We start from the raw sequence: 25,612 nt of genomic DNA on the forward strand, positions 1-25,612 counted from the left end.
CAGCGCCACGGAGCCGGCGACCCCCGAGGTCGCCGGCTCCGTGGCGCGCGGCTGCTCGGTGCTGCTCGGTGCTGCTCAGTGCCGGAAGGCGACCTCGGTCACGGCGTGTGGCTGTCCCGTGGAGGCGGTCTCGTTGAGGATGCGCAGCTGCAGCGTGTACTCGTCGCCCTCCCAGGTGCAGTAGCTCGAGCCCGCGGCGCCTTCGCAGTGCTGGAACCGCGGCGCCACGCCGGGCCGCACGGCGAACGCGTCCTTGACCGCTGCCTCGCTGCCGAGCTGGGTGGCGCGGGTCCGGTCGCCCTTGACCCACGCGGTGACGAAGGCGATGCCGTAGTCCTGCGCCGAGCGCGGGATCGCCGGGGCGTCCTTGCCCGGCGGTGGCGTGGTGGGCGACGGGTCGATGGTCGGCCGGGTCGGCTTCGTCGGCACGGGCCTGGTCGCCGTCGGTGACGCGGTCACGGTGGTGGTCACCGTGACCGTCGCCGGCGCGGGTGTCGTCGAGCTCGTGCCGGTCGTGGTGGCGGGGCCCTTCGAGGGCCCGCACCCCGCGAGCACGACGGCGATCGCGATGGCGAGCATCACGGCCGAGAGGGCGGATGCGGTGGCTGGCGTGGTGGGCTGGTGTCGCGTGGTCATCGGACTTCCCCCGTCGTGGACGTGCGGTCACCAGCACAGACGTCGCGGGACGGCGGGGGGTTGGGCGGCCGTTGGTCGGCGGGTTGGTCGGCGGGTTGGTCGGGCCGTGGGCATGGTGACGGCGGAGGGAGGGATCTGGTCGGATCCCTCCCCCCGCCGTCGCCCCCTTGGGGGAGGACCGTGGTCCGTCCCGCGTGCCCGTCGTCGGTGCGTCCCCTGCGTCGTCGACGAGGTGGCGCGCTCATTGTGCATCGCCTTCGGCCTCAGTGGTGTCACTATGGTGCCAATGGCCAGATGATGCCGACGGAGGACGGGGGCCTGTGACCAGCACCGATGAGCCGCGCCGCCAGGTGCAGGCCCTCTTCGTGGACCCCGTGGAGCGCCTGCAGCGCATCCTCGAGCGCGGCGAGCGGCAGCTCGAGGCGAGGCGCGAGGACCTGGCCGAGGTGCGCTTCGCCCTCTACGAGCTGGCCTCGGCGGCTGGCAGCGTCTCCACGCGCGGACAGCGCGTCGTCGAGCCGCTGCCGGCGGACCTCGCGCCGTCGGTGCTGCGCCACCTCGTCGACAGCACCACCTCGATCGTGCGCCACTGCGCCATGACCGTCGAGGTCGGCTCGGGGCTCGACCCGGACGTCAACCGCCAGACCCGAGAGCTGCTGTCCGCCGGTGCGTTCCGGCAGCAGACGATCTACCCCATCGACATCATGGACACCAAGGCCGGCCGGACCTGGGTGCGCGCGTGGGCCGACGCGGGTGAGGAGCAGCGGCTGAGCCTCGTGCCCCCCACCGACTTCGCGGTCTTCGACCAGGAGGCGGTGGTGGCGGTCGCCGACTGGGGCAACCCCGCCGCCGACTACGTGCTGATCCGTGACCCGATGCTGGTGTCCGCGTTCACGGCCCTGTTCGACCGGTCCTTCGCCCGAGCCCTGCCCGTGGCCCCGGAGGGCGGCCCCGACCCCGCAGAGCAGGAGCTCATGCGGCTGCTGGCGCTCGGGCTCAAGGACGAGTCGATCGCCCGCTACCTGCACTGCAGCCTGCGCACGGTGCGCCGCAGGGTGGCCCAGCTCATGGACCGTCACGGCGTCCAGACCCGGTTCCAGCTCGGCGTGGCCGCGGCCCGGGCTGGTCTCGCCACGCTGGCCGATCCCACGGACCGGTAGCCTTCACCGGTACGGGCCCCGCGCAGTACGCGAGGGGCTCGCTGCATTTCTGCTCGAGACCGTGGTGATGGAAGAGGTGCTGGTATGCCGGCGATCGTGCTCGTGGGCGCGCAGTGGGGCGACGAGGGCAAGGGCAAGGCGACCGACCTCATGGGCTCCGACGTCGACTACGTCGTGAAGTTCAACGGCGGCAACAACGCCGGCCACACCATCGTCATCGAGAAGGACGGCAAGCGCGAGAAGTACGCGCTGCACCTGCTGCCCTCCGGAATCCTCACGCCGACCTGCACCCCCGTCATCGGCAACGGTGTCGTCGTCGACCTCGCCGTGCTCTTCGAGGAGCTCGACGGCCTCGAGGCCCGGGGCGTCGACACCTCCCGGCTGCTGGTGAGCGCCAACGCGCACATCATCGCGCCGTACAACCGGGTCCTGGACAAGGTGACCGAGCGCTTCCTCGGGTCGCGCAAGATCGGCACCACCGGCCGCGGCATCGGACCGACCTACGCCGACAAGATGGCCCGCAACGGCATCCGGGTGCAGGACCTGTTCGACGAGAAGATCCTGCGCCAGAAGGTCGAGGCCGCGCTGGCCTTCAAGAACCAGATCCTCGCCAAGATCTACAACCGTCGCGCCGTCGGGGTCGAGGAGGTCATGGACGAGCTGCTCGGCTACGTCGACCGCCTGCGGCCCATGGTCGCCGACACCTCGCTCGTGCTCGAGAAGGCGCTCAACGAGGGCAAGACGGTGCTCCTCGAGGCCGGCCAGGCCACCCTGCTCGACGTCGACCACGGCACCTACCCGTTCGTCACCTCGTCCAACGCGACGGCCGGTGGCGCCTGCACCGGGTCGGGCATCCCCCCGACGCGGGTCGACCGGGTCATCGCCATCCTCAAGGCCTACTCGACGAGGGTGGGCGAGGGGCCGTTCCCGACCGAGCTGTTCGACGACAAGGGTGAGTTCCTGCGCAAGACCGGCGCCGAGTACGGCACGACCACCGGTCGTCCGCGTCGCTGCGGCTGGGTCGACACGGTGGTGGGCCGCTACTCCACGCGCGTCAACGGCACCACGGACTTCGTCATCACCAAGCTCGACGTGCTCACCGGCCTCGACACGATCCCGGTGTGCGTCGCCTACGACGTCGACGGCGTCCGCCACGACGAGATGCCGGTCAACCAGACCGACTTCCACCACGCCAAGCCGGTCTACGAGGAGCTGCCGGGCTGGCGGGAGGACATCTCCACCTGCCGCACCTTCGAGGAGCTGCCGGCGAACGCCCGGGCCTACGTGCTGCGGCTCGAGGAGCTCATCGGCGCCAGGGTGTCGGCGATCGGCGTCGGCCCCGGCCGCGACGAGATCATCAGCCGTCACTCCCTGCTCGGCGACTGACGCTCCCCTCGCCACGCACAACCGGGCGCCGCCTCGGGGGAAGAGGCGACGCCCGGTACGACGCGGTGGCTGCGAAGCCCCGCCGCGTCGGTCTGGTGGACCGTCAGTGCTCGCGGCGGCGAGCCACGACGGTGAGGCCGGAGCCGACGAACAGGAGCACCAGGCCGCCTGCGACATACAGCTCGGGGTCGAAGCCGGTGAAGGCCAGGGTCGGCACGGCGCTGGCCGAGCTGGTGGTCTTCGGGTCGCCCGAGCCACCGGGGCCCGCGATCTCCTCGCCGCCGGTGCTGATGACCGGGCACGCCTCGCCGGCCGGGACCGCAGGCGTCACGAGCTCCTGGGTGTCGTAGGCCGGGGTGGTGACGATGGTGTCCTCCATGTGGGAGACCTCGTCGGTGGCAGGGACCTCCGGGGAGACGAGCACCTGGCGCTCACCCATGACCGCCGGGACCTCGGGCTGGGCCGGGGTGACGACCACGGTGCGCGCCCACTCGTACTCGGTGTAGGCCGGCTTGAGGACGGTGGTCTCCTGACCCACGAGCGAGTAGCCCTCCGGGGCCGTCTCGTCGTCCACGGTGAAGACGGTGTCGGTCTCGGTGGTGACGAGGGGCTCGGTGGCGCTGCGCACCCAGCCGTCGGCCGGAGCCTCGGTGGGGGAGGTCGTCCACTGCTTGTCGTAGTGGCTCTTCTCGGGCGCCGTGACGGTCTGGTCGTAGGCGGCGGTGACGAGCTCCTGGACCGTGTGCTCAGGGACGTCGACCTCCTGCTTGTACGTCGCAGGGACGGTCTCGTCCCAGGCCTCGGTGACGACCGGGTGGACGTACGGCATGACGATGTTCCAGCCCTGGTCGTGACCGTCCGCGGTGTTCCAGCCAAGGGGCTGGAACTGGGTCCTGCCCTGCTTGTTGACGTACTGGTACAGGCTCGTGTCGTAGACGGCGTCGTGGTGGACGACGTGCTCCGGGACGTCGACGACGTCCTTGTACGTGGCCGGGACCACGACGTCCCTGTAGACCGCGTCGTGGTGGACGATGGTCGTGGTCTCGGGCTGGTCGATGACCTTGATGACCCACTCGTACTGCGTGGTCGTCGTCACCTTCTCCCACTGGTACCGCGTCTGGGTGACGGCAGCGTGGTCCTTGGTCTGGCCGGTCGTGGCCCACCCGTCGCCATCGGGACCGGTGCTGTTGCCGACGGTCCACTGGGTCTCCTGGGCCGTTACCGCGGGCACGGCCGGCACGGCCGGAGTGATGACGTAGGACTCGGTGGCCCAGACGGCGGGCACGGCCGGCTGGGCCGGCTGGTCGACGACCTTGTGCTGGCCGGTGACGACGCTCTCGGCGTCGTGGTGGACGGTCGTGTAGACGGCCTCGACGGCCGGTGTGCCGCAGCTGGGCGCGGCGTGGGCGGTGCTGGCGATCAGCAGCGGGCCGGTGGCCAGGGTCAGCGCCAGTACGGCGCTCTTGCGCGTGGACATCATGAGTTTTCCCCTTCGCAGTGTTGGTTTCCCCCGCTTCACCCGCAGGTATGGGGAACCCCCGTGAAAGGAAAGTATTAGTAAAGATTGGGTAAAGGCATCAGGTAAAAATGCGTAGTGGTGCCGCCGTTCGGTCGATGACAAAGCAGCACAGAACCACTGGAAGCAGTCATTTCGTCGTGACTTGTTGACCGGGATGGTCAATCCGTCGACGGGCCGCAGGGCGCGGAAGGCCGTCGGGGTCGGCAGAAGAGGCGCTGGTCAGGCGGGGCGGAGCACCGTCATGCGGTGGGCCGCGCGGGTCAGGGCGACGTAGAGGACGCGGATGCCGCCGGGTGACTCGGCGGTGATCTCGTCGGGGTCGACGATGACCGTGGCGTCGTACTCCAGGCCCTTGGTCGACATCGGGTCGATGACCACGACCCGGTCGTCGAGGTCGGCCAGCGCCGCCAGCTCCGCTGCGTGCCGGGCGGGGGTGACCACCGCGACGGAGCCCTCGACCTCACCCAGCAGGGTCTCCACCGCGTCGGTGCCCACCTCCGCCCAACGGCCGCTCGTCACCACTGCGTCGACCGGCTGCGCACCGGTCTCCCGCACGGCCTGGGGGATGTCGGCGTCGGGGACCGAGGCCCGGACGACCTCGGCGGCGTAGTCGAAGATCTCGCGCGCGTTGCGGTAGTTGGTGTCCATGTGGAACAGGCGTCGCTCCTGGGTGCCGAACGCCTCCTCACGCGCCCGGCCGGCCTCCATTGCGTCGGGCCACGACGCCTGGGCCGCGTCACCGACGACGGTCCACGACGAGTACCGGCCGCGGCGACCGAGCATGCGCCACTGCATGGGGGACAGGTCCTGGGCCTCGTCGACGAGGACGTGGGCGTACTCGCCGGGACCCTCGACGCGGCCCTGCAGCAGTCGCTCGCGCGGGTCGGTCGGGGCCGTGCGCGACGTGCGGGTGCTGGAGCCGTCGCTGCCCTGGCGGCTGGCGCGGACCTCGGCGACGCCGAACTGCGAGACGTCGTCGAGCTCCTCGATCTCGTAGAAGCCGCGCTCCTCGGCGGGCGCGTCCTGCACGGTGCCCAGGCGGGCGGCGAGGTCGTCGACGAGCGCCGCGTCGGCCACCGACCAGGTGCCCGTCTCCAGCGCCACCTGCATCGAGGCCGCGAAGTCGTCGCACTCCTGGGGCGTGAGGGCGCCCTTGCCGTGGCGGTGTGCCAGGGAGGGGTCGGCGAGCCAGAGCAGCACCTCCCGCGGGTCGACCTGGGGCCACCACTGCTCGAGGAAGGTGACGACCTCGAGGTGGTCCTCGAAGCGGTCCATGAACTCGGCGCGGTCGCCCTCGCGCACGCTGGCCCACGCCGCCTCGGCGAGCTGGGCGCGCACGGCCTTAGCCGCGTTGTTGCGCTGGTGACCGCGGAGCACCTGGCTGCGGATCCGGTCGAGGGCAGGGGTGTCGACGCGGACCGCCTTGCCGTTGACGAACGCGCGGAACTGCTTCGGCGCCCCCGGCGGGGTGTCCGAGGCCGCGCGGGCGAGCAGGCGGCGTACGCGGAGCGAACCCTTGGTGGCTGCGACCGCCGGCGGGTCGAGACGCACGGCGGTGACGCCGTCGACGACGTCACCGAGGGACCGCAGGGTCACCGACTCCTCGCCGAGCGAGGGGAGCACGCGCTCGATGTAGGCGGTGTAGGCGGAGGAGGGGCCGACCACGAGGATGCCGCCGGACTCGAAGCGGCGGCGGTCGGAGTAGAGCAGGTAGGCGGCGCGGTGCAGCGCCACGACGGTCTTGCCGGTGCCGGGGCCGCCCGTGATCTCGGTGACGCCGCGGGCGGAGGCGCGGATGGCCTCGTCCTGGTGCCGCTGGATGGTGGCCACGATGTCGCGCATCTGAGCGCCGCGGCTGCGGGTCAGGGCGGCGAGCAGCGCGCCGTCGCCGACGACGACGAGGTCGTCGGGCGCCTCGGCGACCATCAGGTCGTCCTCGACCCCCACGACGTCAGGACCCTTGCAGCGCAGCACCCGTCGGCGCAGCACGTCCATCGGCTCGACCGGGGTGGCGCGGTAGAAGGCGGCCGCGGCGGGGGCTCGCCAGTCGACGACCAGCGGCTCGTAGTCGTCGTCACGGACGCCGAGGCGACCGATGTAGCGCGTCTCGCGATCGGGGTCGGCGCCCTCCTTGCCCAGCGCGTGGTCGAGGTCGAGACGGCCGAAGACGAGGCCTTCGTACTGGGTGTCCAGGGTCGAGCGACGACGAGCGGCGTTGAACACCAAGGCGTCACGCTCGAACAGCCCGGTCAGCTCCTCGTCGCGGACGTCGCCGGTGCGGTCGGTGCGCCCGCGCGCCAAGCCGTCGGCCTCCACGAGACCGGCCCGCGCCTGGGCCTTGGCGAGCTCGGCGTGGACGAGGTCGACGTGCGCCTGCTCGACGGCGATCTCGCGCGCCACCTCGGCGGTGGTCGCCTTGGAGGTGGTGTGGTCCGGAGCGGTCACGGTGGTGACTTTCTTGTCGTACGGCCTGCTCGTCCTGCAGAGAACGCACGAGTCTAGCCATCCGCGCCGACGCCCCACCGCCGCATCCCACAACCCGACGGGCCGTGCAGGACGGGAGGGGGCCGGGTCACAGCATGCCGCGTCGCGCGGCCTGGACCCCGGCCTGGAACCTGGTGTTGGCGCCCAGCTGGTCCATGAGGGCCCGGACCCGTCGCTCGACGGTGCGCTGGGACACCCCGGTCTGGCGGGCGATGGTCGCGTCGGGTGCCCCGGCGGCGAGCAGCGACAGGATCTGCTGGTCGCGCTGCTCCGCCGCCGGGCCGCCGCCGGGGCGGTGCAGTGGCGACCCCAGGGCCCACAGGTGGTCGGCGAGGGCGATGAGGGCCAGCACCATGGGCCTCGACCGGACCAGGGCCGACCCCGAACCGCTCGCGTCGAAGGCGCTGAGGTCGACCACCGCCGCGGCGTCGTCGACGATGACGCAGGAGAACGGCACCGCCGAGGTGAACCGGTAGCGCTCACCCCCGCGTTCGCGCGCCTCGAGGACGGTGAGGACGTCCGGCGCCTCGAGGATGCGGGTGTCGTAGACGGACATCATGTCGAGCACCCGGCCGCCGGCACCGCGGCTCGGCTCCTCGTGGCTGTGCAGCGGGCTGGAGAAGATGGCGTCGGTGCGCGGGGACGGCGCGCGGAAGGTGCGCACGAGCTCGGTACCCGCCGCGATCGCCTCCGCCGTCGCGGCCGCCACCTCGTCGAGGGACGTGAGGATCCGGATCGAGCCCGGGTCCGGTGCCGTCGACGATGAACGCGCCTGGAAGAACACCTGGGCCAGCTCGTGCGCCGCGGAACGGGTCTCGCGGGCACGGCGCTCGTAGGTGAGGGCCAGGGTGGGCAGCGAGATGTCCGGCGGCACCACCTCGACCATCCCGCCCCCGTGGAGCCGGACCAGGCCGCGGTCCTCCAGGACGGCGAGGCAGCGGTCGACGACGTCGGACCGCATCCCCTGCGCCACCAGGAGGGAACGGGAGGGCTCGGGGTGCTGGAGGGCGGCGAGGTAGACGCGGGTCACCGCGGCGTCGGCGTCGCCCTGCGCAGGCTCGAGGTCGAGCGGCAGAACGGGCCCGGAGGCGGTGGCAGGGGCCACGTCGGGTTCAGCGGGCATGGCGTGGCAGCGGGGTGGTCGTGCGGGACCTCGTGCCCATGCTCTGCTCCTCCCGGGCGCGTGCTGGGACCATGGTGGTGTCCTGTCGAGATCCCGTCAATGGCGAAAGTCCGACAGTCCAGGGCTTTACGGGCGGCCGGGTCATGGTCCACTCTGGCGGGGTCGACACTGTCGACCCGCGTGCCGTGTTGCAGGTTCCCCCGCCAGGCGACCGCACGTCGGCTGCGCGGCGTCCCCAGGGAGAAAGTCCCCCCCTGCCTCCCGGGGACGCCGCGCACTCATCTCCGCCGCGGTTCCCTAGGCTGGGGCCGTGAAGGTTCTCGTCATCGGATCCGGTGCCCGCGAGCACGCCATCGTCCGCAGCCTCGGCGCCGACCCGGCGGTCGACGCCGTCGTCGTGGCCCCGGGCAACCCGGGCATGGACGTGGTCGCGCTGTGCGAGCCGCTGCCCGGCGGCCTGCTCGACGGTGAGGGCGTCGCCGACCTCGCGCGTCGCCACGGCGTGGACCTCGTGGTCATCGGGCCCGAGGCCCCCCTCGTGGCCGGTGTCGCCGACGTGGTGCGCGAGGCGGGCTTCGCGGTCTTCGGCCCGTCCGCTGCGGCGGCCCGGCTCGAGGGCAGCAAGGCGTTCGCCAAGGAGGTGATGGCAGCCGCCGACGTGCCGACGGCCATGGCACGCGTGTGCAGCACCGTCGAGGAGGTGGCCGACGCCCTCGACGCCATCGGCGCCCCCCACGTAGTCAAGGACGACGGCCTCGCCGCAGGCAAGGGCGTCGTCGTGACCGACGACCTGGAGGAGGCGCTGGAGCATGCCCGCGCCTGCCTCGCCAAGGACAGGGGTCAGGTCGTCGTCGAGGAGTTCCTCGACGGGCCGGAGGTGTCGCTGTTCGTCCTGTGCGACGGCGAGACGGTGGTGCCCCTGGCGCCCGCCCAGGACTTCAAGCGGGTGTTCGACGGCGACCGCGGCCCCAACACCGGCGGCATGGGGGCCTACTCGCCGCTCGACTGGGCGCCGGCGTCGATGGTCGACGAGCTCGTCACCCGCGTGGCCCAGCCCACCGTCGACGAGATGCGCCGCCGCGGGACGCCGTTCTCCGGTGTCCTGTTCATCGGGCTCGCGCTCACCTCCCGGGGCCCGCGCGTCATCGAGTTCAACGCCCGGTTCGGCGACCCCGAGACCCAGGTCGTGCTCTCCCGGCTGCAGACGCCGCTCGGCGGGCTGCTGATGGCCGCAGCCACCGGCCACCTCGCCGACGTGGGCGCCCTGCACTGGTCCGGCCAGCACGCCGTGACCGTGGTCGTGGCCTCGCACAACTACCCGGGCACCCCGCGCACCGGTGACCCTGTCACCGGCATCGAGGAGGCGACCGACGTGCCCACCGCGTACGTCCTGCACGCAGGCACCGCCCGCGACGACGACGGGACGCTGGTGTCCGCCGGCGGCCGCGTGCTGTCCGTGGTGGCCCTCGGCGACAGCCTCTCCCAGGCGCGCGAGCGGGCGTATGCCGCCGTGGACGCCATCGAGCTCGAGGGCTCGCACCACCGCAGCGACATCGCCCTGGCCGCCGAGCGCAACGAGCTCCACGTGGGCTGACGCACGCGTCGGCTCACCCGGCGCGGCAGGCCTCGGCTCAGCCGGCGCGGCGGGCTGCGGCCCAGCCGACGGCGCCGACGGCCGCGCCGGCGGCCATCACCCCGGCGAAGAGCCAGCCGGGAAGCGCCGGAGCCTGCCACGCGATCAGGGCACCCGCCGCTGCCAGCGCCACGGCCTGTGCCACCGACGCCGTGAGGCTGGACGCCGCGGTGACCCGGCCCTGGTCGGAGACCGGCGCGAAGAGCAGCAGCTGGGTGGACAGGGTGGGTGACACGATGCCCATGCCCAGCCCGGCGACCCCCCAGAGCGCCAGCCCCGCCACCACGCCGAGGGCGTCGAGGCTGGTCAGCGCCGGCCCGAGGACGCCGACCGTGATGAGGGCGAAGCCCAGCTGCAGCCGGCGGACCGCCCTGACGCGGCGCTGCACGACATCGAGGCCGTGCAGCTGCGACCCGGCCGCCCAGCACAGCCCCGTCACGGTCAGGCTGGTCCCGGCCGCAGCCGGCCCCAGGCCGTGCACCGTCGACAGCATGAGCGGCAGCAGGCTCCCGGCCGTGCCGAACGCTGCGGCCACGAGCCCCCGCAGGGCCACGAGGGCCGGTATGCCGCGGGCCAGCCGCAGGGTCCCGGCCGGCAGGACGGTGCGGACCGCCGGGACGGTGCACGCCAGTCCGGCGACAGCCAGGCCCACCCCGAGCGCCCTCGTGCTGCCGTCGCGTCCCAGCAGCGACCCGCCGGCGGTCAGGCCGGCGAGGCCGACGGCAGCGAGGGCGGCCGCTCGCACCGCGCGGTGCTCCTGGCCGGTCCACCGGGTGGGCGCTGCGGTGGTTGCCGCGGCGCGCATCGACGGACGCAGCAGCAGCCAGGCGGGCACCAAGAGGGCGACGCCCACGGCGAAGACCGCCCGCCACGACCACACCTCGGCGAGCACGCCCGCGATGGGCGGACCCAGCAGCGACGGCAGCACCCAGGCCGCGGCGAACGCTGCGAAGACCTTGGCCCGCAACGCTTCTGGCAGTGCCCGGGCCAGCAGGACGGTGAGGGAGACGTCCATGAAGGCCTCGGCGATCCCCGAGCCGAACCGGCCCAGGGTGAGCACCGCCATACCCGGCGCCGCGGCCATCGCGACCTGGGAGGCGACGAACACCGCCATCCCCGCCTGCAGCGGCCGCACCGGTCCCCGGTGGTCGGCCCACGCGCCGGCCACCACGGTGGCGAGCACGAACGACACGAGCGGTGCAGCGCTGGCCGCGCCGAACAGCCACAGCGCGTCGAGGTCGCGGGCGGCGGTGGGGAGCACCGTCGTCGTCGCGCGGTTCTCGAACGCCCCCAGCGTCACGAGCGCGACCGCCCCGACCGCAAAGGGCAGGTGGTCGCGGGTGAACAGGCTCGCCGGCCTGCTGTCGCGGCGGCTGGGCGCCGTGGTGGTGGGCATGCGGCCCATCCTCGAAGTTCAAGTCGACTTGAGGTCAAGTCTCGGCGCTGGACCTCCACGCAGTGACCCGGCGACGACTGGGAGGATGTCGGCCATGACGTCCTCCCAGCCGCTCGTGCTGCCCGGCTACGCCCACGTCTACTCGGGCAAGGTCCGCGACCTCTACGCCCCGCTCGACGAGTCGGGTGCGCCGCGCGGCGACCAGCTCCTTCTCGTCGCCAGCGACCGCATGTCCGCCTACGACTTCGTCCTCGACACCCCCATCCCCGACAAGGGCGCGGTGCTGACCCAGCTGTCGCTGTGGTGGTTCGAGCGACTCACCGACCTCGTGCCCAACCACGTCGTCTCGACCGACGTCCCCGACGCCGTGGCGGGGCGGGCGGTGCTCGTGCGACGCCTCGAGATGCTGCCCGTGGAGTGCGTGGCTCGCGCCTACCTCACCGGCGGGGGGCTCAACGAGTACCGCGCCGACGGGCACGTCTCCGGGGTGGCGCTGCCCGAGGGGCTCGTCGACGGGTCGCGCCTGCCGTCGCCCGTCTTCACACCCTCGACCAAGGCGCCGATGGGCGAGCACGACCAGCCCATGCCGTACGCCGACGTCGAGGCCGAGATCGGCGCCCCCCTCGCCGCACGCGTCCGCGACCTGACCACCGCGATCCTCGCCCGGGGCAACGAGATCGCCGCCGAGCGGGGGATCCTCATCGCCGACACCAAGGTCGAGTTCGGCCTCGACGGCGACGACGTCATGCTGGCCGACGAGGTCCTCACCCCGGACTCGTCGCGCTTCTGGCCGGCCGACCTGTGGGAGCCGGGCCACCAGCAGCCGTCCTACGACAAGCAGTTCGTGCGCGACTGGCTCACCTCCTCCGCCAGCGGCTGGGACCGGGCGTCCGGCGAGGCGCCGCCCGACCTGCCCGAGGACGTCGTCGAGCAGACCCGGGCGAAGTATGTCGAGGCGTACGAGCGCCTGACCGGCCGATCCTTCACCTGACGCACGCCTGATGCGGGTTCTCCCCACCGGCACGCGGGCGTAGCCTGCGGGCGTGGAGGACCTGGAGGACCACCCAGCCCTCGCGGTGGCCGCCTCGGCCGCACGCGCCCACCTCGACGGACTGCGTGACCGCCGGGTCGGTCCGACCGCCCCCACCGCCCGCCTCGACGGCTTCGCCGGACCGCTGCCGGCCGAGGGCAGCGCGCCGGAGGACGTCGTGGCCCGGCTGGTCGCGGCAGCGGGTCCGGGCCTCGTGGCCTCCAGCGGCCCGCGCTACTTCGGGTACGTCGTGGGCGGCACCCTCGAGGCGGCGATGGCGGCGGACTGGCTCGCCGCCGCGTGGGACCAGGTCGCCGGCCTCGAGGTCATGTCGCCGGCCGCAGCGGCCGCCGAGGAGGTCGCGGGGAACTGGCTGCTGGAGCTGCTCGGCCTGCCCGAGGGCTCGTCCTACGGCTTCCCCACCGGGGCGCAGATGGCCAACTTCACCGCCCTGGCCACGGCCCGGCATGCGGTCCTCGCGCGGGCCGGGTGGGACGTCGAGGCCGACGGGCTGCAGGGGGCGCCGCCGGTGCAGGTCGTCGTGGGCGGACAGGCGCACGCCACGATCGCGCAGGCGCTCCGGCTGGCCGGGTTCGGCAGCCGCCCGGATGTCGCCGCGAGCGACGACCAGGGCCGGATGCTCCCCGGCGAGCTCGAGCGCGTGCTGCGCCGCGACCGCGGGCCGGTCATCGTCTGCGCCCAGGCCGGCAACGTCAACACCGGTGCGTTCGACCCCTTCCCGGCGATCGCCGACCTCTGCGGCGCCGCCGGTGCCTGGCTGCACGTCGACGGTGCGTTCGGGCTGTGGGCCGGGGCCAGCGAGCGACTGCGCCCGCTCGTCGCGGGCGTGGACCGGGCCGACTCGTGGGCGACCGACTGCCACAAGTGGCTCAACGTCCCCTACGACGGGGCGTTCGTCGCCACCCGGGACCCGGACGCCCACGTCGCGGCGATGTCGTGGGAGGCGCCGTACGTCGTGCCCGGAGCCGGCCGCGACCCCTACCGGTACGTGCCCGAGGCCTCGCGGCGGGCCCGAGGCTTCGCCGTCTGGGCGGCGCTGGTGCAGCTGGGCCGCCGTGGGGTGGCCGACCTCGTCGACCGGTCGTGTGCCCACGCGCTGCGCTTCGCGACGGGCCTGGCCGATGCCGACCCGGGCGTCGAGGTGCTCAACGACGTGGTCCTCAACCAGGTGCTCGTCCGCTTCGACGACTCCGACGAGGTCACCCGGGCCGTCGTCACCGGGGTGCAGGACGCGGGGGAGGCGTGGCTGGGTGGAAGCACCTGGGAGGGCCGGGCGGTCATGCGCATCTCGGTCTCAGGGTGGATGACCACGGCCGAGGACGTCGACCGCACGGTCGCCTCGATCCTCGCGGCGCTCGCCGCCGCCCGCACCTGACCGGCCGTCGCCTGGGCGAGCAGGCCCGGCGACGGCTACGGCGTCGGGGTCAGCAGGGCGAGTGGCATCTTCCTTGTGGTCTTCTGCTCGTACTTGCCGAAGGGCGGGCAGCGGACGAGGACGATGTCGGTCCAGGCCGTGTCGCGCTCGGCGCCGGTCAGCTCCCGGACGCTGACCGGGAAGGCCCGGCGACCCACCTGGACCTCGGCGCTGCTCGCGGCACGCAGGTTCCTGAACCACTGCGGGTCCTGCGGCGTCCCGCCGGCCGACCCGACGACGAGGTAGCCACCCTCGTGCTCGAAGTAGCCGACCGGGTTCGTGTGGGGCTGGCCTGTCTTGCGTCCTGACACGGTGAGGAGCAGCACCGGGACCCCGCCCGCGGCCCGGCCGCCGACCTTCCCTCCCGACGCCTTGTAGACGGCTACGGCGAGCTTGGACGCTCCACGCATCACGGTCCTCATGACGGGGTTCATGCCGCCTCCTTGGCGTCCAGGTGGGTCCTGCGCCGGACGTTCCTCCCCGTCGACCGGGGTGTCAACCGTCGTCGTCAAGCCCGTGGGCTGACCGCGGGCTGACCGTGGACGGCGGCACCGCACGGCCCCGATAGACTGCCGACGCCTTCACCCCGCGCCATCCCCCGCGCTGGACCCCGCATCAACCCAGGAGACACCCGAATGGGCCACGTCGTCATTGACGTCATGCTGAAGCCAGAGATCCTCGACCCCCAGGGGCAGGCCGTGAACGGGGCGCTCCCCCGGCTCGGCTTCGAGCAGTTCACCGACGTGAGGCAGGGCAAGCGCTTCGTCCTCACCGTGGACGGCGAAGTCACCGACGAGGTGCTCGCGGCGGCGCGCGAAGCGGCCGAGAAGCTGCTGTCCAACCCCGTGATCGAGGACGTCGTGAGCGTCCGCGACTCCGCGCACGACGAGGACCCCGGCCGGTGAAGGTCGGGGTCGTCACGTTTCCGGGCTCCCTCGACGACCGTGACGCCGCCCGCGCGGTGCGCGCAGTCGGCGGCGAGGCCGTCAGCCTCTGGCACGGTGACGCCGACCTCAAGGGTGTCGACGCGGTCATCCTCCCGGGCGGGTTCTCGTACGGCGACTACCTGCGCTGCGGTGCCATCGCCCGTTTCGCGCCGGTCATGGACGCGCTCATCCCGGCCGCCCAGGGTGGCCTGCCGGTCCTGGGCATCTGCAACGGGTTCCAGGTGCTCTGCGAGAGCCACCTGCTGCCGGGCGCGCTGATCCGCAACGACCACCGCAAGTTCAACTGCGTCGACCAGCGGCTCGTCGTCGAGAACGCGTCGACCGCCTGGACCTCCGACTTCGAGGCCGGGCAGGAGATCACCGTCGTCCTCAAGAACGGCGAGGGCGGTTTCGTCGCGGACGAGCGCACGCTCGACGAGCTCGAGGTTGAGGGCCGCGTGGTCTTCCGCTATGCCGGCGACAACCCCAACGGCTCCTACCGAGCCATCGCGGGCATCAGCAACGACCGCGGCAACATCGTGGGCCTCATGCCCCACCCCGAGCACTGTGTCGAGGAGGGCTACGGCCCCTCGACCGACGGGCTCCCGTTCTTCACTTCCGTTCTGCGACAGGTGGTTTCGGCATGACGGCCCAGGTCGACCGACCGGTCCTCGACACGGTCTCGCACGCTGCGCAGACCCCGGACACCGAGCAGCCGTGGGCCGAGCTCGGGCTGAAGGCGGACGAGTACCACAACATCCGCGAGATCGTCGGCCGCCGCCCCACCAGCGCCGAGCTCGCGATGTACTCCGTGATGTGGAGCGAGCACTGCTCCTACAAGTCCAGCAAGGTGCACTTCTCCCTCTGGGGGGAGAACACCACAGACGAGATGCGTGAGAAGCTCCTGGTCGGCATCGGCGAGAACGCCGGTGTCGTCGACATCGGTGACGGCTGGGCGGTGACCTTCAAGGTCGAGTCGCACAACCACCCGTCCTACGTCGAGCCCTACCAGGGCGCTGCCACCGGTGTCGGCGGCATCATCCGCGACATCATGTCGATGGGCGCCCGGCCGATCGCCGTGATGGACCCGCTGCGGTTCGGCAACCTGCACCACCCCGACNCCAACATCGGCGGCGAGGTCGTGTTCGACGACTGCTACCAGGGCAACCCGCTCGTCAACGCCCTGTGCGTCGGCGCCATGCGCGTCGAGGACATCCACCTCGCCAAGGCCTCCGGCGTCGGCAACAAGGTGATCCTGTTCGGCGCCAGGACCGGTGGCGACGGCATCGGCGGCGTCTCGGTCCTCGCGTCCGAGACCTTCGACGAGGGCGGCCCCACCAAGCGCCCCGCGGTGCAGGTCGGCGACCCGTTCGCCGAGAAGGTGCTCATCGAGTGCTGCCTCGACCTGTATGCCGCGCACGTCGTGGACGGCATCCAGGACCTCGGCGGTGCGGGCCTGTCCTGCGCCACCAGCGAGCTCGCGTCCAACGGTGACGGCGGCATGCAGATCGAGCTCGACCGGGTCCCGCTGCGTGACGCCTCGCTCCGCCCTGAGGAGATCCTCATGTCGGAGAGCCAGGAGCGCATGATGGCCGTGGTCGAGCCGGGGAAGCTCGACGAGTTCATGGCCATCACCGACCGCTGGGACGTCGAGGCGACCGTCCTCGGCGAGGTGACCGACGGCGACCACCTCGTCATCACCTGGCACGGCGAGGTCATCGTCGACGTGCCGCCGCGCTCGGTCGCCCACGAGGGCCCGACCTACCACCGCCCCCTGGCGCGCCCGGACTACCTGGACCTGTTGCAGGCCAACGGGACCGGCACGCTGGCCAAGCCGGTCGACGGCGAGGGCCTGAAGGCCGACCTGCTCACCCTGCTGGCCTCGCCCAACCTGTGCGACAAGTCCTGGGTCACCGACCAGTACGACCGCTACGTCCTGGGCAACACCGCGCTCGCGATGCCCGACGACGCCGGGGTGGTGCGTGTCGACGAGGAGACGGGCCGCGGCGTCGCGATCTCCACCGACTGCAACAGCCGGTTCGCCAAGCTCGACCCCTACACAGGGGCCCAGCTCGCGCTCGCCGAGTCCTACCGCAACGTCGCCACCGCAGGTGCGACGCCGCTCGCCGTCACCGACTGCCTCAACTTCGGCTCGCCGGAGGACCCGGGCGTGATGTGGCAGTTCCGCGAGGCGGTCAAAGGCATCGCCGAGGGCTGCAAGACCCTCGGCATCCCGGTCACCGGCGGCAACGTCAGCTTCTACAACCAGACCGGCGACACGGCCATCCACCCCACCCCGGTCATCGGCGTCCTGGGCGTCATGGACGACGTCGCCCGGCGCACCCCGTCGGGCTGGAAGACGCCCGGCCAGGTCGTCTACCTCCTCGGCGCCACCCGCGACGAGCTCGCCGGTGGCGAGTGGGCGCACGTCGTCCACGGCCACCTGGGCGGCCTGCCGCCCAAGGTCGACCTCGGCGCCGAGCAGCTCCTCGGCGAGATCCTCGTCAACGCAAGCCGCGACGGCCTCGTCGACGCGGCCCACGACCTCTCCGACGGCGGCCTCGCGGTCGCCCTCGCCGAGGCGACGATGAGGTACGGCGTCGGTGCGCGGATCTGGCTCGACGAGGTGTGCGAGCGCGACGGCGTCGACGCCTTCACCGCGCTCTACAGCGAGTCGACCGCCCGGGTCGTCGTCAGCGTGCCCCGCTCGGAGGAGGTGCGGTTCACCGACATGTGCACCGCCCGAGGACAGGTCCACGCGCGCATCGGTGTCGTCGACGACCAGACCGACGGGATCGACGTCCAGGGCCACTTCTCGGTGGGTCTTGCCGCGCTTCGCGACGCCCACACCCGTACGCTGCCGGAGGTCTTCGGCAGGTAGGCGGCCGGAGCGGGGGCGACCAGGTAGGGGGGAACGCAACCGAGGAGTGTCGTTGAGCTCAGTGCAGGACCTCGCGCGCCGCGAGGCGATCGACGAGTACGAGGTGCTGGGGCGGGAGCCCGAGCCGGAGCTGCAGAGGCTGGTCGAGCTGGCCGCCGCCGTGTGCGACGTGCCCACGGCGGTGATCAACATCATCGACGACCGGCACCAGCACCAGGTCGCGGCCGTCGGCCTCACGGCGAGCGTGTGCGCCCGTGAGGACTCCATGTGCGCCCGGGTCCTCGGCGACGCCGAGCTGGTGGTGGGGCCGGACGCGCGCCTCGACGCGCGGTTCGCCACGAACCCGTTCGTCACCGGCGACATCGCGTCGGTGCGCTTCTACGCCTCGAGCCCGCTGGTGACGCCGACGGGGGTGCCCATCGGCACCCTCTGCGTCTTCGACGACGTCCCGCGTGGCCTGTCCGCCTCGGGGGCCCGGGCGCTGGAGGTCCTCGCGGAGCAGGTCGTCGACGTCCTCGAGCTGCGACGCCTGAGCCGGGAGCTCGCCCGGTCCAACGAGCAGCTCACCCAGTTCGCCGGACAGGTCAGCCACGACCTGCGCAACCCGCTCGCGGCGCTCGTCGGGTTCCTCGAGGTCGCGGCCGACACCCCCGGCGTCTCGGAGGTGCCCGACGCCGCTCGCGCACTCGCCCGCGCCGAGTCGTCCGCCGCGCGCATGACGGCGATGATCGGCGACCTGCTGGCCTTCGCCCGCGTCGGCGGGGGAGCGCGGCTCGCCCCGGTGGACCTGCAGCAGGAGGCCAAGGCGGTGCTGGAGGACCTGTCCGCGGAGGTCGTGGCGCGGCGAGCCGAGGTGGAGGTGGGCGCCCTGCCCACGGTCACCGGTGACGGCACCCTGCTGCGCGCCCTGCTGCAGAACCTCCTCGCCAACGCCGTGAAGTTCAGCGCCGGGCACGGGCAGCGGCCTGTGGTGGGCGTCGGCGCAGAGGCCGTTCCCGGCGGGTGGCGCGTCACGGTCGACGACAACGGGCCGGGCGTCGCCGTCGAGGACCGCGACCGGGTGTTCGAGCTGCTGGCGCGCGGCGAGGACCAGGAGTCGGTCGACGGCCTGGGCATCGGCCTGAGCACGTGCCGCCGCATCGTGCAGTCGCACGGGGGGCGCATAGGCATCACGGATTCTGAGCTGGGCGGGGCCTGCGTCTGGGTCTTCCTGCCCCAGCGCAAGGCCGCCTGACCCACCGCAAGGCCGCCTGACCCACCGCAAGGCTGCCCGACCCGACGCGGCGAAACCACCCGTACCGGCCCGTGACGTGCGAGCGGTCCGGTCGCGCTCCCCCTCCGCGCGGCCGGACCGTTCGTCCCCTTGGTGTCCCCGCCTCGAAGACTACGGCCGGGTGCCGACAGCGTCGATGGGTAGAACTACCCATGGAGTGACCATGTCCGGACGAGGACGAGGCATGTGTCAGGCACGTGTCAGGCGCCGTGGCAGGCATCGCGTCCACGCCACCTACGATGCCGGTATGCCGCCGCGTCGCCGAGTCCCCGTCGCCGCCGGCCGCGCCGCCGTGGAGCGGTGGCGCGCTGAGCGGCTCGACACCTCGCGGGACGACCTGGCCACGGCTGTGCGCTACACCCTCGAGGAGCTGGCGACCGTCGCCCCCGGACGCAGCGTGGAGGTGCGCGTGCCACCGTTCGGGGCGGTGCAGTGCGTCGCAGGGACCACCCACACCCGCGGCACGCCGCCCAACGTCGTCGAGACCGACGCCCAGACGTGGCTCGAGGTGGCCACCGGGCTGGTGAGCTGGCAGGCGGCCTGGGACGCCGGGAGCCTGCGCGTCAGCGGGCACCGCGCCGACCTCGACCAGCACATGCCCCTGGCCTGAGCGACGCGCTCACTCGCCGGGGAACGTGACGCCCAGCTGGCGGCGTACCGAGTCCATCGCGGCCATGACCGCCACGGTCTCCGACCACGGCATGAGGGGCGACTCGGTCGCGCCGGCGGCGATGCACCGCGCTGCCTCCGCGGCCTCGAAGTGCAGCCCGTGCTCGCGGTCGCTGGGCTCCAGCACGTCGAGCACCTCGTCGTCGGGGCCGACCAGGCGCAGGGTCGACTGGGCGAAGAACGGGGTGGCGAGCTCGAGCCGCGCGATGGTGCCGGCGATCGACGCCGTCGTCGGGGTGCTAGCCACCATGCTCGACCCGACCAGGCCGATCGCGCCGTGCTCGTTGCGGACCACGACCGACTCCTGCGCGTCGACCCCCAGCCCGGTGAGGGAACCGGTGGCCGTGACGTCGGTCAGGGTGCCCAGCACCATCGAGGCGAACGAGAGCGGGTAGACCCCGAGGTCGAGGAGGGCGCCACCGGCGAGGGCGGGGTCGGACAGCCGCTGGGGACCGTCGGGGTGCAGCAGCTGACCGTGGTCGGCAGCGACCATGTGCACCTCACCGAGCAGTCCCTTCTCGAGGCACTGGCGCACGACGTCGAGGTGCGGCAGGAAGCGCGTCCACATCGCCTCCATCGCGAACAGGCCCCGGCCCCCGGCCGCCTCGAACACCGCGCGGGCCTCGGCGGCGTTGCGGGTGAAGGCCTTCTCCACGAGGACCGGTTTGCCCGCACCCAGCGCCAGCAGCGCGTGGGCGGCGTGCTCGCTGTGCGGCGAGGCGACGTAGACGACGTCGACCTCGGGGTCGGCCACGAGCTCCTCGTACGATCCGTACGCCGCCGGCACCCCGAAGTCGCGGGCGAAGGACTCCGCCCGGTCGGTGCTGCGGGAGGCGACCGCGACGACCTGCTGACGGGTCCTGGCCTGCAGGGCCGCGACGAACGACCGCGCGATGCCGCCGGGCGCGATGACGCCCCAGCGCAGGACAGGCGCCTCCATGGGGTCGGGGGTGCGGGTCGTCGGCAGGCGCAGGCCAGCGGCAGTCGTCATGGCCTCATCCTGCCGGGTCAGCGCACGCGCCAACGATCGACCACCGGTGGCTCCGGCGACGCCTGGGCGTCCTCGTCGCCGAAGGGCTGGGCCGATCCGAGTGACCTGGTGAGCTGCGGCCCGTGGAGCAGCGTCGCGGAGAACGCCGTCATCGCGATGCGGCGCGTCATCGCCTCCAGCGGCAGCGGCTGGGCGCTCGCGGCAAGGACGGTGTTGCCGAAGCGGCGGCCCTTGCGCACCTCCGAGGTGGCCACGGCTGCGGTATGCGGTAGCACCTCGCTGATGGATGCGTGCAGCCGCGCGAGGTGGCGGCGGTTCGGCTCGTCAGCGGTGTTCATGAGCAGCAGCCCGCCGGGGCGCAGCACCCGGCGCACGTCGGTGAACCACGGGGTCGACGCCAGCTCGGCGGGCACCCGGCCGCCGGCGAACGCGTCGACGACCACGACGTCCGCGCTGGACTCCGCCAGGGCGCTCAGCCCGCTGCGGCCGTCGACCGGGCGCACGCGGATCCGGTGACCGCGCGGGAGGGGGAGCTGGTGGCGCACCGCCTGGGTGAGGTCGGCGTCCGGCTCGAGGACGACCTGCGGCGAACCGGGGCGGGTGTGGGCGAGGTAGCGCGGAAGGGTCAGTCCGGCCCCGCCGAGGTGGGTGACGACCAGCGGTCCCTCGGGCAGGGCGTCGAGGAGCGCAGCGAGGAACTGGACGTACTCGAAGACGATCAGGCGCGGGTCGTCGAGCTGCACGTGCGACTGGGGGTGGCCGTCCATCATCACGACGGTCCCGCCGCTCCCGTCGTCGACGAGCTCGACCGACGACACCGTCAGGGCCGCAGCAGCGACTTGATGGCGCGACGCTCGTCCATCGCCGCGTAGCCCTCGGCGACCTCGGCCAGCGGGAGCTCGAGGTCGAACACCAGGCCGGGGTTGATGGCGCCGGCAAGGACGTCGTCGCGCAGCTCGGGCAGGTACTGCCGCGCCGGGGCCATGCCGCCGGCGACGCCGACGTTGCGCACGAACATGTCGCGCACGGGGTACTCGACACCGTGGGGGGCGCCGACGTAGCCCACCGTCGCACCGGGCCGGGCGGCCGCGATCGCGGTGAGCATCGACTCCTTGGTGCCCACGCACTCCAGGACGGCGTCCGCGCCGACGCCGCCGGTGAGCTCGAGGACGGCCGCGACCGCCTCGTCACCACGCGCCTCGACCACGTCGGTGGCACCGAACTCGCGCGCCACCTTCTGCCGCGGCTCGTGGCGTGACATGGCGATGATGCGCTCGGCCCCCATCCGGGCCGCCGCGAGGACGCCGCTCAGCCCCACCGCGCCGTCGCCGACGACGACGACGGTGTCGCCCTCGGCCACCCGGGCGGCCACGGCGGCGTGCCAGCCGGTGCCCATCACGTCGGACAGCGTCAGCAGCGACGGCACCAGCGCGTCGTCGGGGACCTCACGGGTGGAGACCAGGGTGCCGTCGGCGAGCGGCACGCGGACGTACTCGCCCTGGCCGCCGTCCGCCATCACACCGTCGCGGTCCGGCCCGCCCCAGAACCCGCCGTGGTCGCACTGCGACTGGATGCCGACGCGGCAGTGCGGGCACGTGTTGTCGGAGTACATGAACGGCGCGATGACGAAGTCGCCCGCGCGCAGGCTGCGCACCTCGCTGCCGACCTCCTCGACGATGCCGACGAACTCGTGGCCGATGCGCGACGGCTCGGTCACGTCGTTGATGCCGCGGTAGGGCCACAGGTCGCTGCCGCACACGCAGGCAGCGGTCACCCGCACGATCGCGTCGGTGGGCTTGGCGATGGTCGGGTCCGGGACCTCGTCGAGTCGGACGTCTCCGGGGGCGTGCAGCACGGTGGCCTTCATGGGCCCAGCCTCCCACGCCACCGGTGGCGTGCCTCGGCGGAGGTGTGGCGCGTGGGCCCGCCCCCGGGACGGGATACGGTCGCGACATGCGCGTCGGCATCACGATCCTCCCGGAGCACCGCTGGACCGAGGCCGCGCCGTTGTGGCGCCGCGCCGAGGAGTACGGGTTCGACCACGCGTGGACCTACGACCACCTCGTGTGGGCGGGGCTGCCCGACTCCCCCTGGTTCGGCGCGTTGCCGACCCTGACCGCGGCGGCCACGGTCACCTCGCGGATCCGGCTGGGCACGTTCGTCAGCTCACCCAACTACCGCCACCCCTATGCGTTCCTGCGCGACCTGCTCGCCGTCGACGACGTCTCGGGTGGGCGCCTCGTCGTCGGCCTCGGCACCGGCGGCGACCTCGACTCGCGCATCCTCGGGGAGGACCGGCCGCTCAGGGAACGGGTCGACCGGTTCCACGAGTTCGTCGAGGTCCTCGACCGGCTCCTGCTCGAGGACCACGTCGACCACCGCGGCGAGCACTACACGACTGCCGACGCCCGGACGCTGCCCGGCGCGGTGCAGCAGCCGCGCCTGCCGTTCCTCGTGGCGGCCAACGGCCCGCGGTCGCTGCGCCTGGCGGCTCGGTACGGTCAGGGCTGGGTGACCTACGGCCGCGGTGGCGACACCCTTGAGGACTGGTGGTCGGGCGTCGAGGCGCTCGGTCGGCTGCTCGACGAGGCGGAGGCCACCGCGGCCCGGGAGCAACCGCTGGACCGCTACCTGTCGCTCGACGGCTCGCCACGGTTCTCCCTGGAGTCCGTGGGCCTGTTCGAGGACATGGTGGGCCGGGCGGGGCGCCTCGGGTTCACCGACGTCGTCACGCACTGGCCGCGCGCCTCCGAGCCCTACTCGGGCTCGGAGGCGGTGCTGGAGCAGGTCGCCGAGAGGCTCGACGACCTGCGCTCGCTCAGCTGAAGGAGAACAGCGCCAGCGGAGCGCTCGTCGGCGCGGTCGAGCCCCCGGCCGGCTCGAGCGTGACCCCGGCAGCCGAGGCCGTCGAGGCGTCGCCCTCGAGCATCACCGTCAGGGTCGAGGCGCTGCCGTGCGGCATGACGCCGGCGTTGACCATTCCCTTGCCGGGCTGGTCGAACCAGAACTGGTAGTCCTTGCCGGTGGGCGCGGCAGCCATGTTGTCGGCGACCACGACGGCCTTGTGCAGCGAGGCGCTGCGCACGATGGTCACCTTGGCGTCACCGATGTTCTTCACGACCCGCTGGGCGTCGGGTGCCTCGAGCACCTGCTCGGACGCCGACACGGGCGCCTTGGCCGGCCCGTTGTCCCAAGGGCTCCACGCGATGCCCCCGGCGATGAGGGCGACGGCGGCGGCGGCGCCGACGAGCCACTCCGCCACCGGGCGACGGCGACGACGCAGGGGGACCACGTTGGCCGGCAGGTCCGGGGCCCGGGCATCGGGTGCCGGCTCCGGGTCGTCGTCGATGACGACGGGGATGCGTGCCGCAGGGGCGTCGGGGTCCGGGGCGTCGTCGTCCTGGAGCCCGCGCCCGCCGGCTTCCGGCTGCTCGAGCGGCGGCAGGGGGCGGACGGTGCGGATCCTGGCGAGGACCGCGGCCCGCATGCCGGGCGGGGGAACGGCCTCGCTGACGAGGGAGAGGTGGGCGCCGGCCTCGACCAGGCTGGCGACCTCGGCGCGGCACTCGGGGCACTCGGCGAGGTGGCGCTCGAACGCGGCGCGCTCCTGCTCGTCGATCGCGTCGACCGCGTAGGCGCCGACCAGGCTGTGGACGTCGGCACTCATTGCTGCACCCCCAGGGTGTCTCTCAGGCGGATCAAACCGTCACGTATTCGGGTCTTGGCCGTCCCCAGCGGGACGCCGAGGAGGGAGGCCACCTCGGTGTGGGTGTAGCCGCCGAAGTAGGCGAGCTCCACGGCCTTGCGCTGGGTGTCGGTGAGCACGTCCATCGCGTTGCGGACCCGCTGGGCGTCCAGGCGCCGCTCGACCGTCTCGACCGTCTGGTCGAACGAGCGTTCCTGGTTGCGGGAGCCGTAGCTGTCCTCGCGGTCGGTGGAGGCCTGCGCGGACCGCACCCGGTCGACCGCCTTGCGATGGGCGATGGTGAGCATCCAGCTCACCGCGCTGCCACGCTCGGGGTCGAACCGGGCGCTGGTGCGCCAGATGTCCAGCAGGGCCTCCTGGGCGACCTCCTCCGACTGCGCCGGGTCACGCACGACCCGCAGCACCAGCCCGTAGACGCGTGAGGACACTGCGTCGTAGAGCCGGGCGAACGCGGACTCGTCGCCGAGGGCGCACGCTCGGAGGAGCTCGGAGAGGTCCGGCGCCACGGCAGGACCTCCCCATGCCGGGGCGGGGCCTGGGGACGTCGCTGCCATGGACACCATCATCACTGATCAGGCTTACTTCGGCAGCAGCACGCCGTCGATGATGTACACCGTGGCGTTGGCGGTTTGCACGTTGCCGCAGATCACGTTGGCCTCGCCGACCTTGAACGACTCGCCGGAGCCGGAGACGGTGATGGTCCCGCCACCCAGGGTCTTGTGGTCGCCGGCCAGCTGGTCGGGGGTCAGGCGACCCTCGACGACGTGGTTGGTGAGCACCTTGGTGAGCAGGCCCTTCGGGTCCTTCATCGCGGCGTCCATGGTCGCCTTCGGCACGGCCTTGAAGGCGTCGTTGCTCGGCGCGAAGACGGTGATGTCCTTGGCGGAGTTGAGGGTCTCGCCCAGGCCCGCCTCACCGACCGCGGTGACCAGGGTGGACAGGACCGGGTTGTTGCTGGCGGCGGTGGCGACCGGGTCGGTGGCCATGCCCGAGAAGGAGCCCTTGCCGTCCGCGGGGACCGCGGAGCAGCCGGCCCCGAACGGCTTGGCCATCATGTCGTCCGAGGAGGACGACGACGAGGAGGAGGAGCTCGAGCTGCTGGAGCTCGGCATCGAGGACGACGAGGACGAGGCAGCGGTGTCCGAACCGGAGTTCCCACAGGCCGCGAGGGACAGGGGGAGGGCGAGGCTGAGGGCAGCGATGGTGCTGCGGCGGGCGAGTCGCATGACGTGGCTCCTTGGTGGGTGACGTTCTTACACCCGGTATTCGCCTCTACTGGGAGGATGGATTGGCTTCTGCCGCAACTATTTCCAGAAATCCCTACGTCTCTTCGTCGACACAGGAATCCCCTGCCACCGCGAAGG

At 72.7% G+C, this 25,612-nt stretch carries 23 protein-coding genes and 1 pseudogene; 12 read left to right on the top strand and 12 right to left on the bottom strand.

What is annotated here, in order from left to right:
- Positions 1-75: 75 nt before the first annotated feature.
- Positions 76-636, bottom strand: coding sequence for a hypothetical protein (locus tag ASG70_RS13310; RefSeq protein WP_056884337.1), 561 nt, complete (start codon positions 634-636; stop codon positions 76-78).
- 320 nt (positions 637-956) lie between these two features.
- On the opposite strand from ASG70_RS13310, the gene ASG70_RS13315 reads away from it, so the two are divergent.
- Together ASG70_RS13315 and ASG70_RS13320 are read left to right on the top strand one after the other, a co-directional pair.
- Positions 957-1,796: a helix-turn-helix transcriptional regulator gene (locus ASG70_RS13315; RefSeq protein ID WP_056884338.1), complete on the top strand. Its 840-nt coding sequence runs from the start codon at positions 957-959 to the stop codon at positions 1,794-1,796.
- 84 nt (positions 1,797-1,880) lie between these two features.
- Positions 1,881-3,182: an adenylosuccinate synthase gene (locus tag ASG70_RS13320; protein ID WP_056884339.1), complete on the top strand. Its 1,302-nt coding sequence runs from the start codon at positions 1,881-1,883 to the stop codon at positions 3,180-3,182.
- Positions 3,183-3,285: 103 nt separating this feature from the next.
- Here ASG70_RS13320 and ASG70_RS13325 read toward each other — a convergent pair whose 3' ends face one another.
- From ASG70_RS13325 to ASG70_RS13335, 3 genes are all read right to left on the bottom strand, one after another.
- Entirely contained in the window at positions 3,286-4,662 is a 1,377-nt protein-coding gene (locus ASG70_RS13325) for a hypothetical protein (RefSeq protein WP_056884340.1), read from the bottom strand.
- A 258-nt stretch (positions 4,663-4,920) separates the two neighbouring features.
- Positions 4,921-7,146, bottom strand: coding sequence for an AAA family ATPase (locus ASG70_RS13330; protein ID WP_056884341.1), 2,226 nt, complete (start codon positions 7,144-7,146; stop codon positions 4,921-4,923).
- A gap of 127 nt (positions 7,147-7,273) precedes the next feature.
- The gene (locus tag ASG70_RS13335) at positions 7,274-8,308 is read right to left on the bottom strand and encodes a LuxR C-terminal-related transcriptional regulator (protein ID WP_056884342.1); all 1,035 of its coding nucleotides are present in this window, start codon (positions 8,306-8,308) and stop codon (positions 7,274-7,276) included.
- 310 nt (positions 8,309-8,618) lie between these two features.
- On the opposite strand from ASG70_RS13335, the gene purD reads away from it, so the two are divergent.
- Complete coding sequence (gene purD / locus ASG70_RS13340) at positions 8,619-9,902, top strand: phosphoribosylamine--glycine ligase (RefSeq protein ID WP_056884343.1); 1,284 nt, start codon at positions 8,619-8,621, stop codon at positions 9,900-9,902.
- A 37-nt stretch (positions 9,903-9,939) separates the two neighbouring features.
- Here the strand turns inward: purD and ASG70_RS13345 are convergent, their stop codons facing one another.
- Positions 9,940-11,337, bottom strand: a complete 1,398-nt coding sequence (locus tag ASG70_RS13345; protein ID WP_056884344.1) for an MFS transporter — start codon at positions 11,335-11,337, stop codon at positions 9,940-9,942.
- Between the two features lie 94 nt (positions 11,338-11,431).
- Here ASG70_RS13345 and ASG70_RS13350 point away from each other — a divergent pair, with 94 nt between their 5' ends.
- Positions 11,432-12,328 (top strand): phosphoribosylaminoimidazolesuccinocarboxamide synthase, encoded by an 897-nt coding sequence (locus tag ASG70_RS13350; protein WP_056884345.1) that lies wholly within the window; start codon positions 11,432-11,434, stop codon positions 12,326-12,328.
- A gap of 52 nt (positions 12,329-12,380) precedes the next feature.
- On the top strand, positions 12,381-13,763 hold the full coding sequence (locus tag ASG70_RS13355; RefSeq protein WP_200949280.1) for a pyridoxal-dependent decarboxylase: 1,383 nt from the start codon (positions 12,381-12,383) through the stop codon (positions 13,761-13,763).
- Positions 13,764-13,798: 35 nt separating this feature from the next.
- Here ASG70_RS13355 and ASG70_RS13360 read toward each other — a convergent pair whose 3' ends face one another.
- A complete protein-coding gene (locus tag ASG70_RS13360; RefSeq protein ID WP_056884346.1) occupies positions 13,799-14,236 on the bottom strand; it encodes a nitroreductase/quinone reductase family protein in 438 nt (145 codons plus the stop codon).
- Positions 14,237-14,437: 201 nt separating this feature from the next.
- On the opposite strand from ASG70_RS13360, the gene purS reads away from it, so the two are divergent.
- The 6 genes and pseudogenes from purS to ASG70_RS13385 all read left to right on the top strand — a co-directional run bounded on the left by purS (position 14,438) and on the right by ASG70_RS13385 (position 19,492).
- Positions 14,438-14,707, top strand: a complete 270-nt coding sequence (gene purS, locus ASG70_RS13365; RefSeq protein WP_056884347.1) for a phosphoribosylformylglycinamidine synthase subunit PurS — start codon at positions 14,438-14,440, stop codon at positions 14,705-14,707.
- Positions 14,704-15,375: a phosphoribosylformylglycinamidine synthase subunit PurQ gene (purQ, locus tag ASG70_RS13370; RefSeq protein WP_056884348.1), complete on the top strand. Its 672-nt coding sequence runs from the start codon at positions 14,704-14,706 to the stop codon at positions 15,373-15,375. The genes purS and purQ overlap by 4 nt, the downstream gene beginning before the upstream one ends.
- Positions 15,372-15,848, top strand: a 477-nt coding sequence (locus tag ASG70_RS20055) for an AIR synthase related protein (protein WP_235531495.1), incomplete at its 3' end; no start/stop codon positions are given. The genes purQ and ASG70_RS20055, both read left to right, overlap by 4 nt.
- Before the next feature lies 1 nt (position 15,849).
- Positions 15,850-17,609: pseudogene (purL, locus tag ASG70_RS13375) on the top strand (phosphoribosylformylglycinamidine synthase subunit PurL); the annotation flags it as partial.
- Between the two features lie 46 nt (positions 17,610-17,655).
- Positions 17,656-18,843 (top strand): ATP-binding protein, encoded by a 1,188-nt coding sequence (locus ASG70_RS13380; RefSeq protein ID WP_369818913.1) that lies wholly within the window; start codon positions 17,656-17,658, stop codon positions 18,841-18,843.
- A gap of 286 nt (positions 18,844-19,129) precedes the next feature.
- Positions 19,130-19,492: a sterol carrier family protein gene (locus ASG70_RS13385; RefSeq protein WP_056884351.1), complete on the top strand. Its 363-nt coding sequence runs from the start codon at positions 19,130-19,132 to the stop codon at positions 19,490-19,492.
- Between the two features lie 9 nt (positions 19,493-19,501).
- On the opposite strand, the gene ASG70_RS13390 is transcribed toward ASG70_RS13385, so the two are convergent.
- The 3 genes from ASG70_RS13390 to ASG70_RS13400 are packed head-to-tail and all read right to left on the bottom strand — an operon-like array spanning position 19,502 to position 22,409.
- Positions 19,502-20,542: a Gfo/Idh/MocA family protein gene (locus ASG70_RS13390; RefSeq protein WP_056884352.1), complete on the bottom strand. Its 1,041-nt coding sequence runs from the start codon at positions 20,540-20,542 to the stop codon at positions 19,502-19,504.
- A gap of 17 nt (positions 20,543-20,559) precedes the next feature.
- A complete protein-coding gene (locus ASG70_RS13395; RefSeq protein ID WP_235531496.1) occupies positions 20,560-21,360 on the bottom strand; it encodes a spermidine synthase in 801 nt (266 codons plus the stop codon).
- A 2-nt stretch (positions 21,361-21,362) separates the two neighbouring features.
- Complete coding sequence (locus ASG70_RS13400) at positions 21,363-22,409, bottom strand: zinc-dependent alcohol dehydrogenase family protein (RefSeq protein WP_056884353.1); 1,047 nt, start codon at positions 22,407-22,409, stop codon at positions 21,363-21,365.
- 86 nt (positions 22,410-22,495) lie between these two features.
- On the opposite strand from ASG70_RS13400, the gene ASG70_RS13405 reads away from it, so the two are divergent.
- Positions 22,496-23,368, top strand: coding sequence for an LLM class flavin-dependent oxidoreductase (locus ASG70_RS13405; protein WP_056884354.1), 873 nt, complete (start codon positions 22,496-22,498; stop codon positions 23,366-23,368).
- On the opposite strand, the gene ASG70_RS13410 is transcribed toward ASG70_RS13405, so the two are convergent.
- Genes ASG70_RS13410 through ASG70_RS13420 form a run of 3 tightly spaced genes read right to left on the bottom strand, consistent with a single transcriptional unit; the run spans position 23,361 to position 25,474 of the window.
- Positions 23,361-24,209, bottom strand: coding sequence for an anti-sigma factor domain-containing protein (locus ASG70_RS13410; protein WP_056884355.1), 849 nt, complete (start codon positions 24,207-24,209; stop codon positions 23,361-23,363). The two genes, ASG70_RS13405 and ASG70_RS13410, sit on opposite strands and share 8 nt — an antisense overlap.
- A complete protein-coding gene (locus ASG70_RS13415; RefSeq protein WP_200949281.1) occupies positions 24,206-24,802 on the bottom strand; it encodes a sigma-70 family RNA polymerase sigma factor in 597 nt (198 codons plus the stop codon). The genes ASG70_RS13410 and ASG70_RS13415 overlap by 4 nt, the downstream gene beginning before the upstream one ends.
- A 24-nt stretch (positions 24,803-24,826) precedes the next feature.
- Positions 24,827-25,474 carry a fasciclin domain-containing protein gene (locus ASG70_RS13420; protein WP_056884356.1) on the bottom strand — a complete coding sequence of 216 codons (648 nt, stop codon included), beginning with the start codon at positions 25,472-25,474 and terminating at the stop codon, positions 24,827-24,829.
- Positions 25,475-25,612 lie beyond the last annotated feature (138 nt).

The sequence above is a fragment of the Phycicoccus sp. Soil748 genome, assembly GCF_001428025.1.
In the GTDB taxonomy this organism is placed as follows: domain Bacteria; phylum Actinomycetota; class Actinomycetes; order Actinomycetales; family Dermatophilaceae; genus Pedococcus.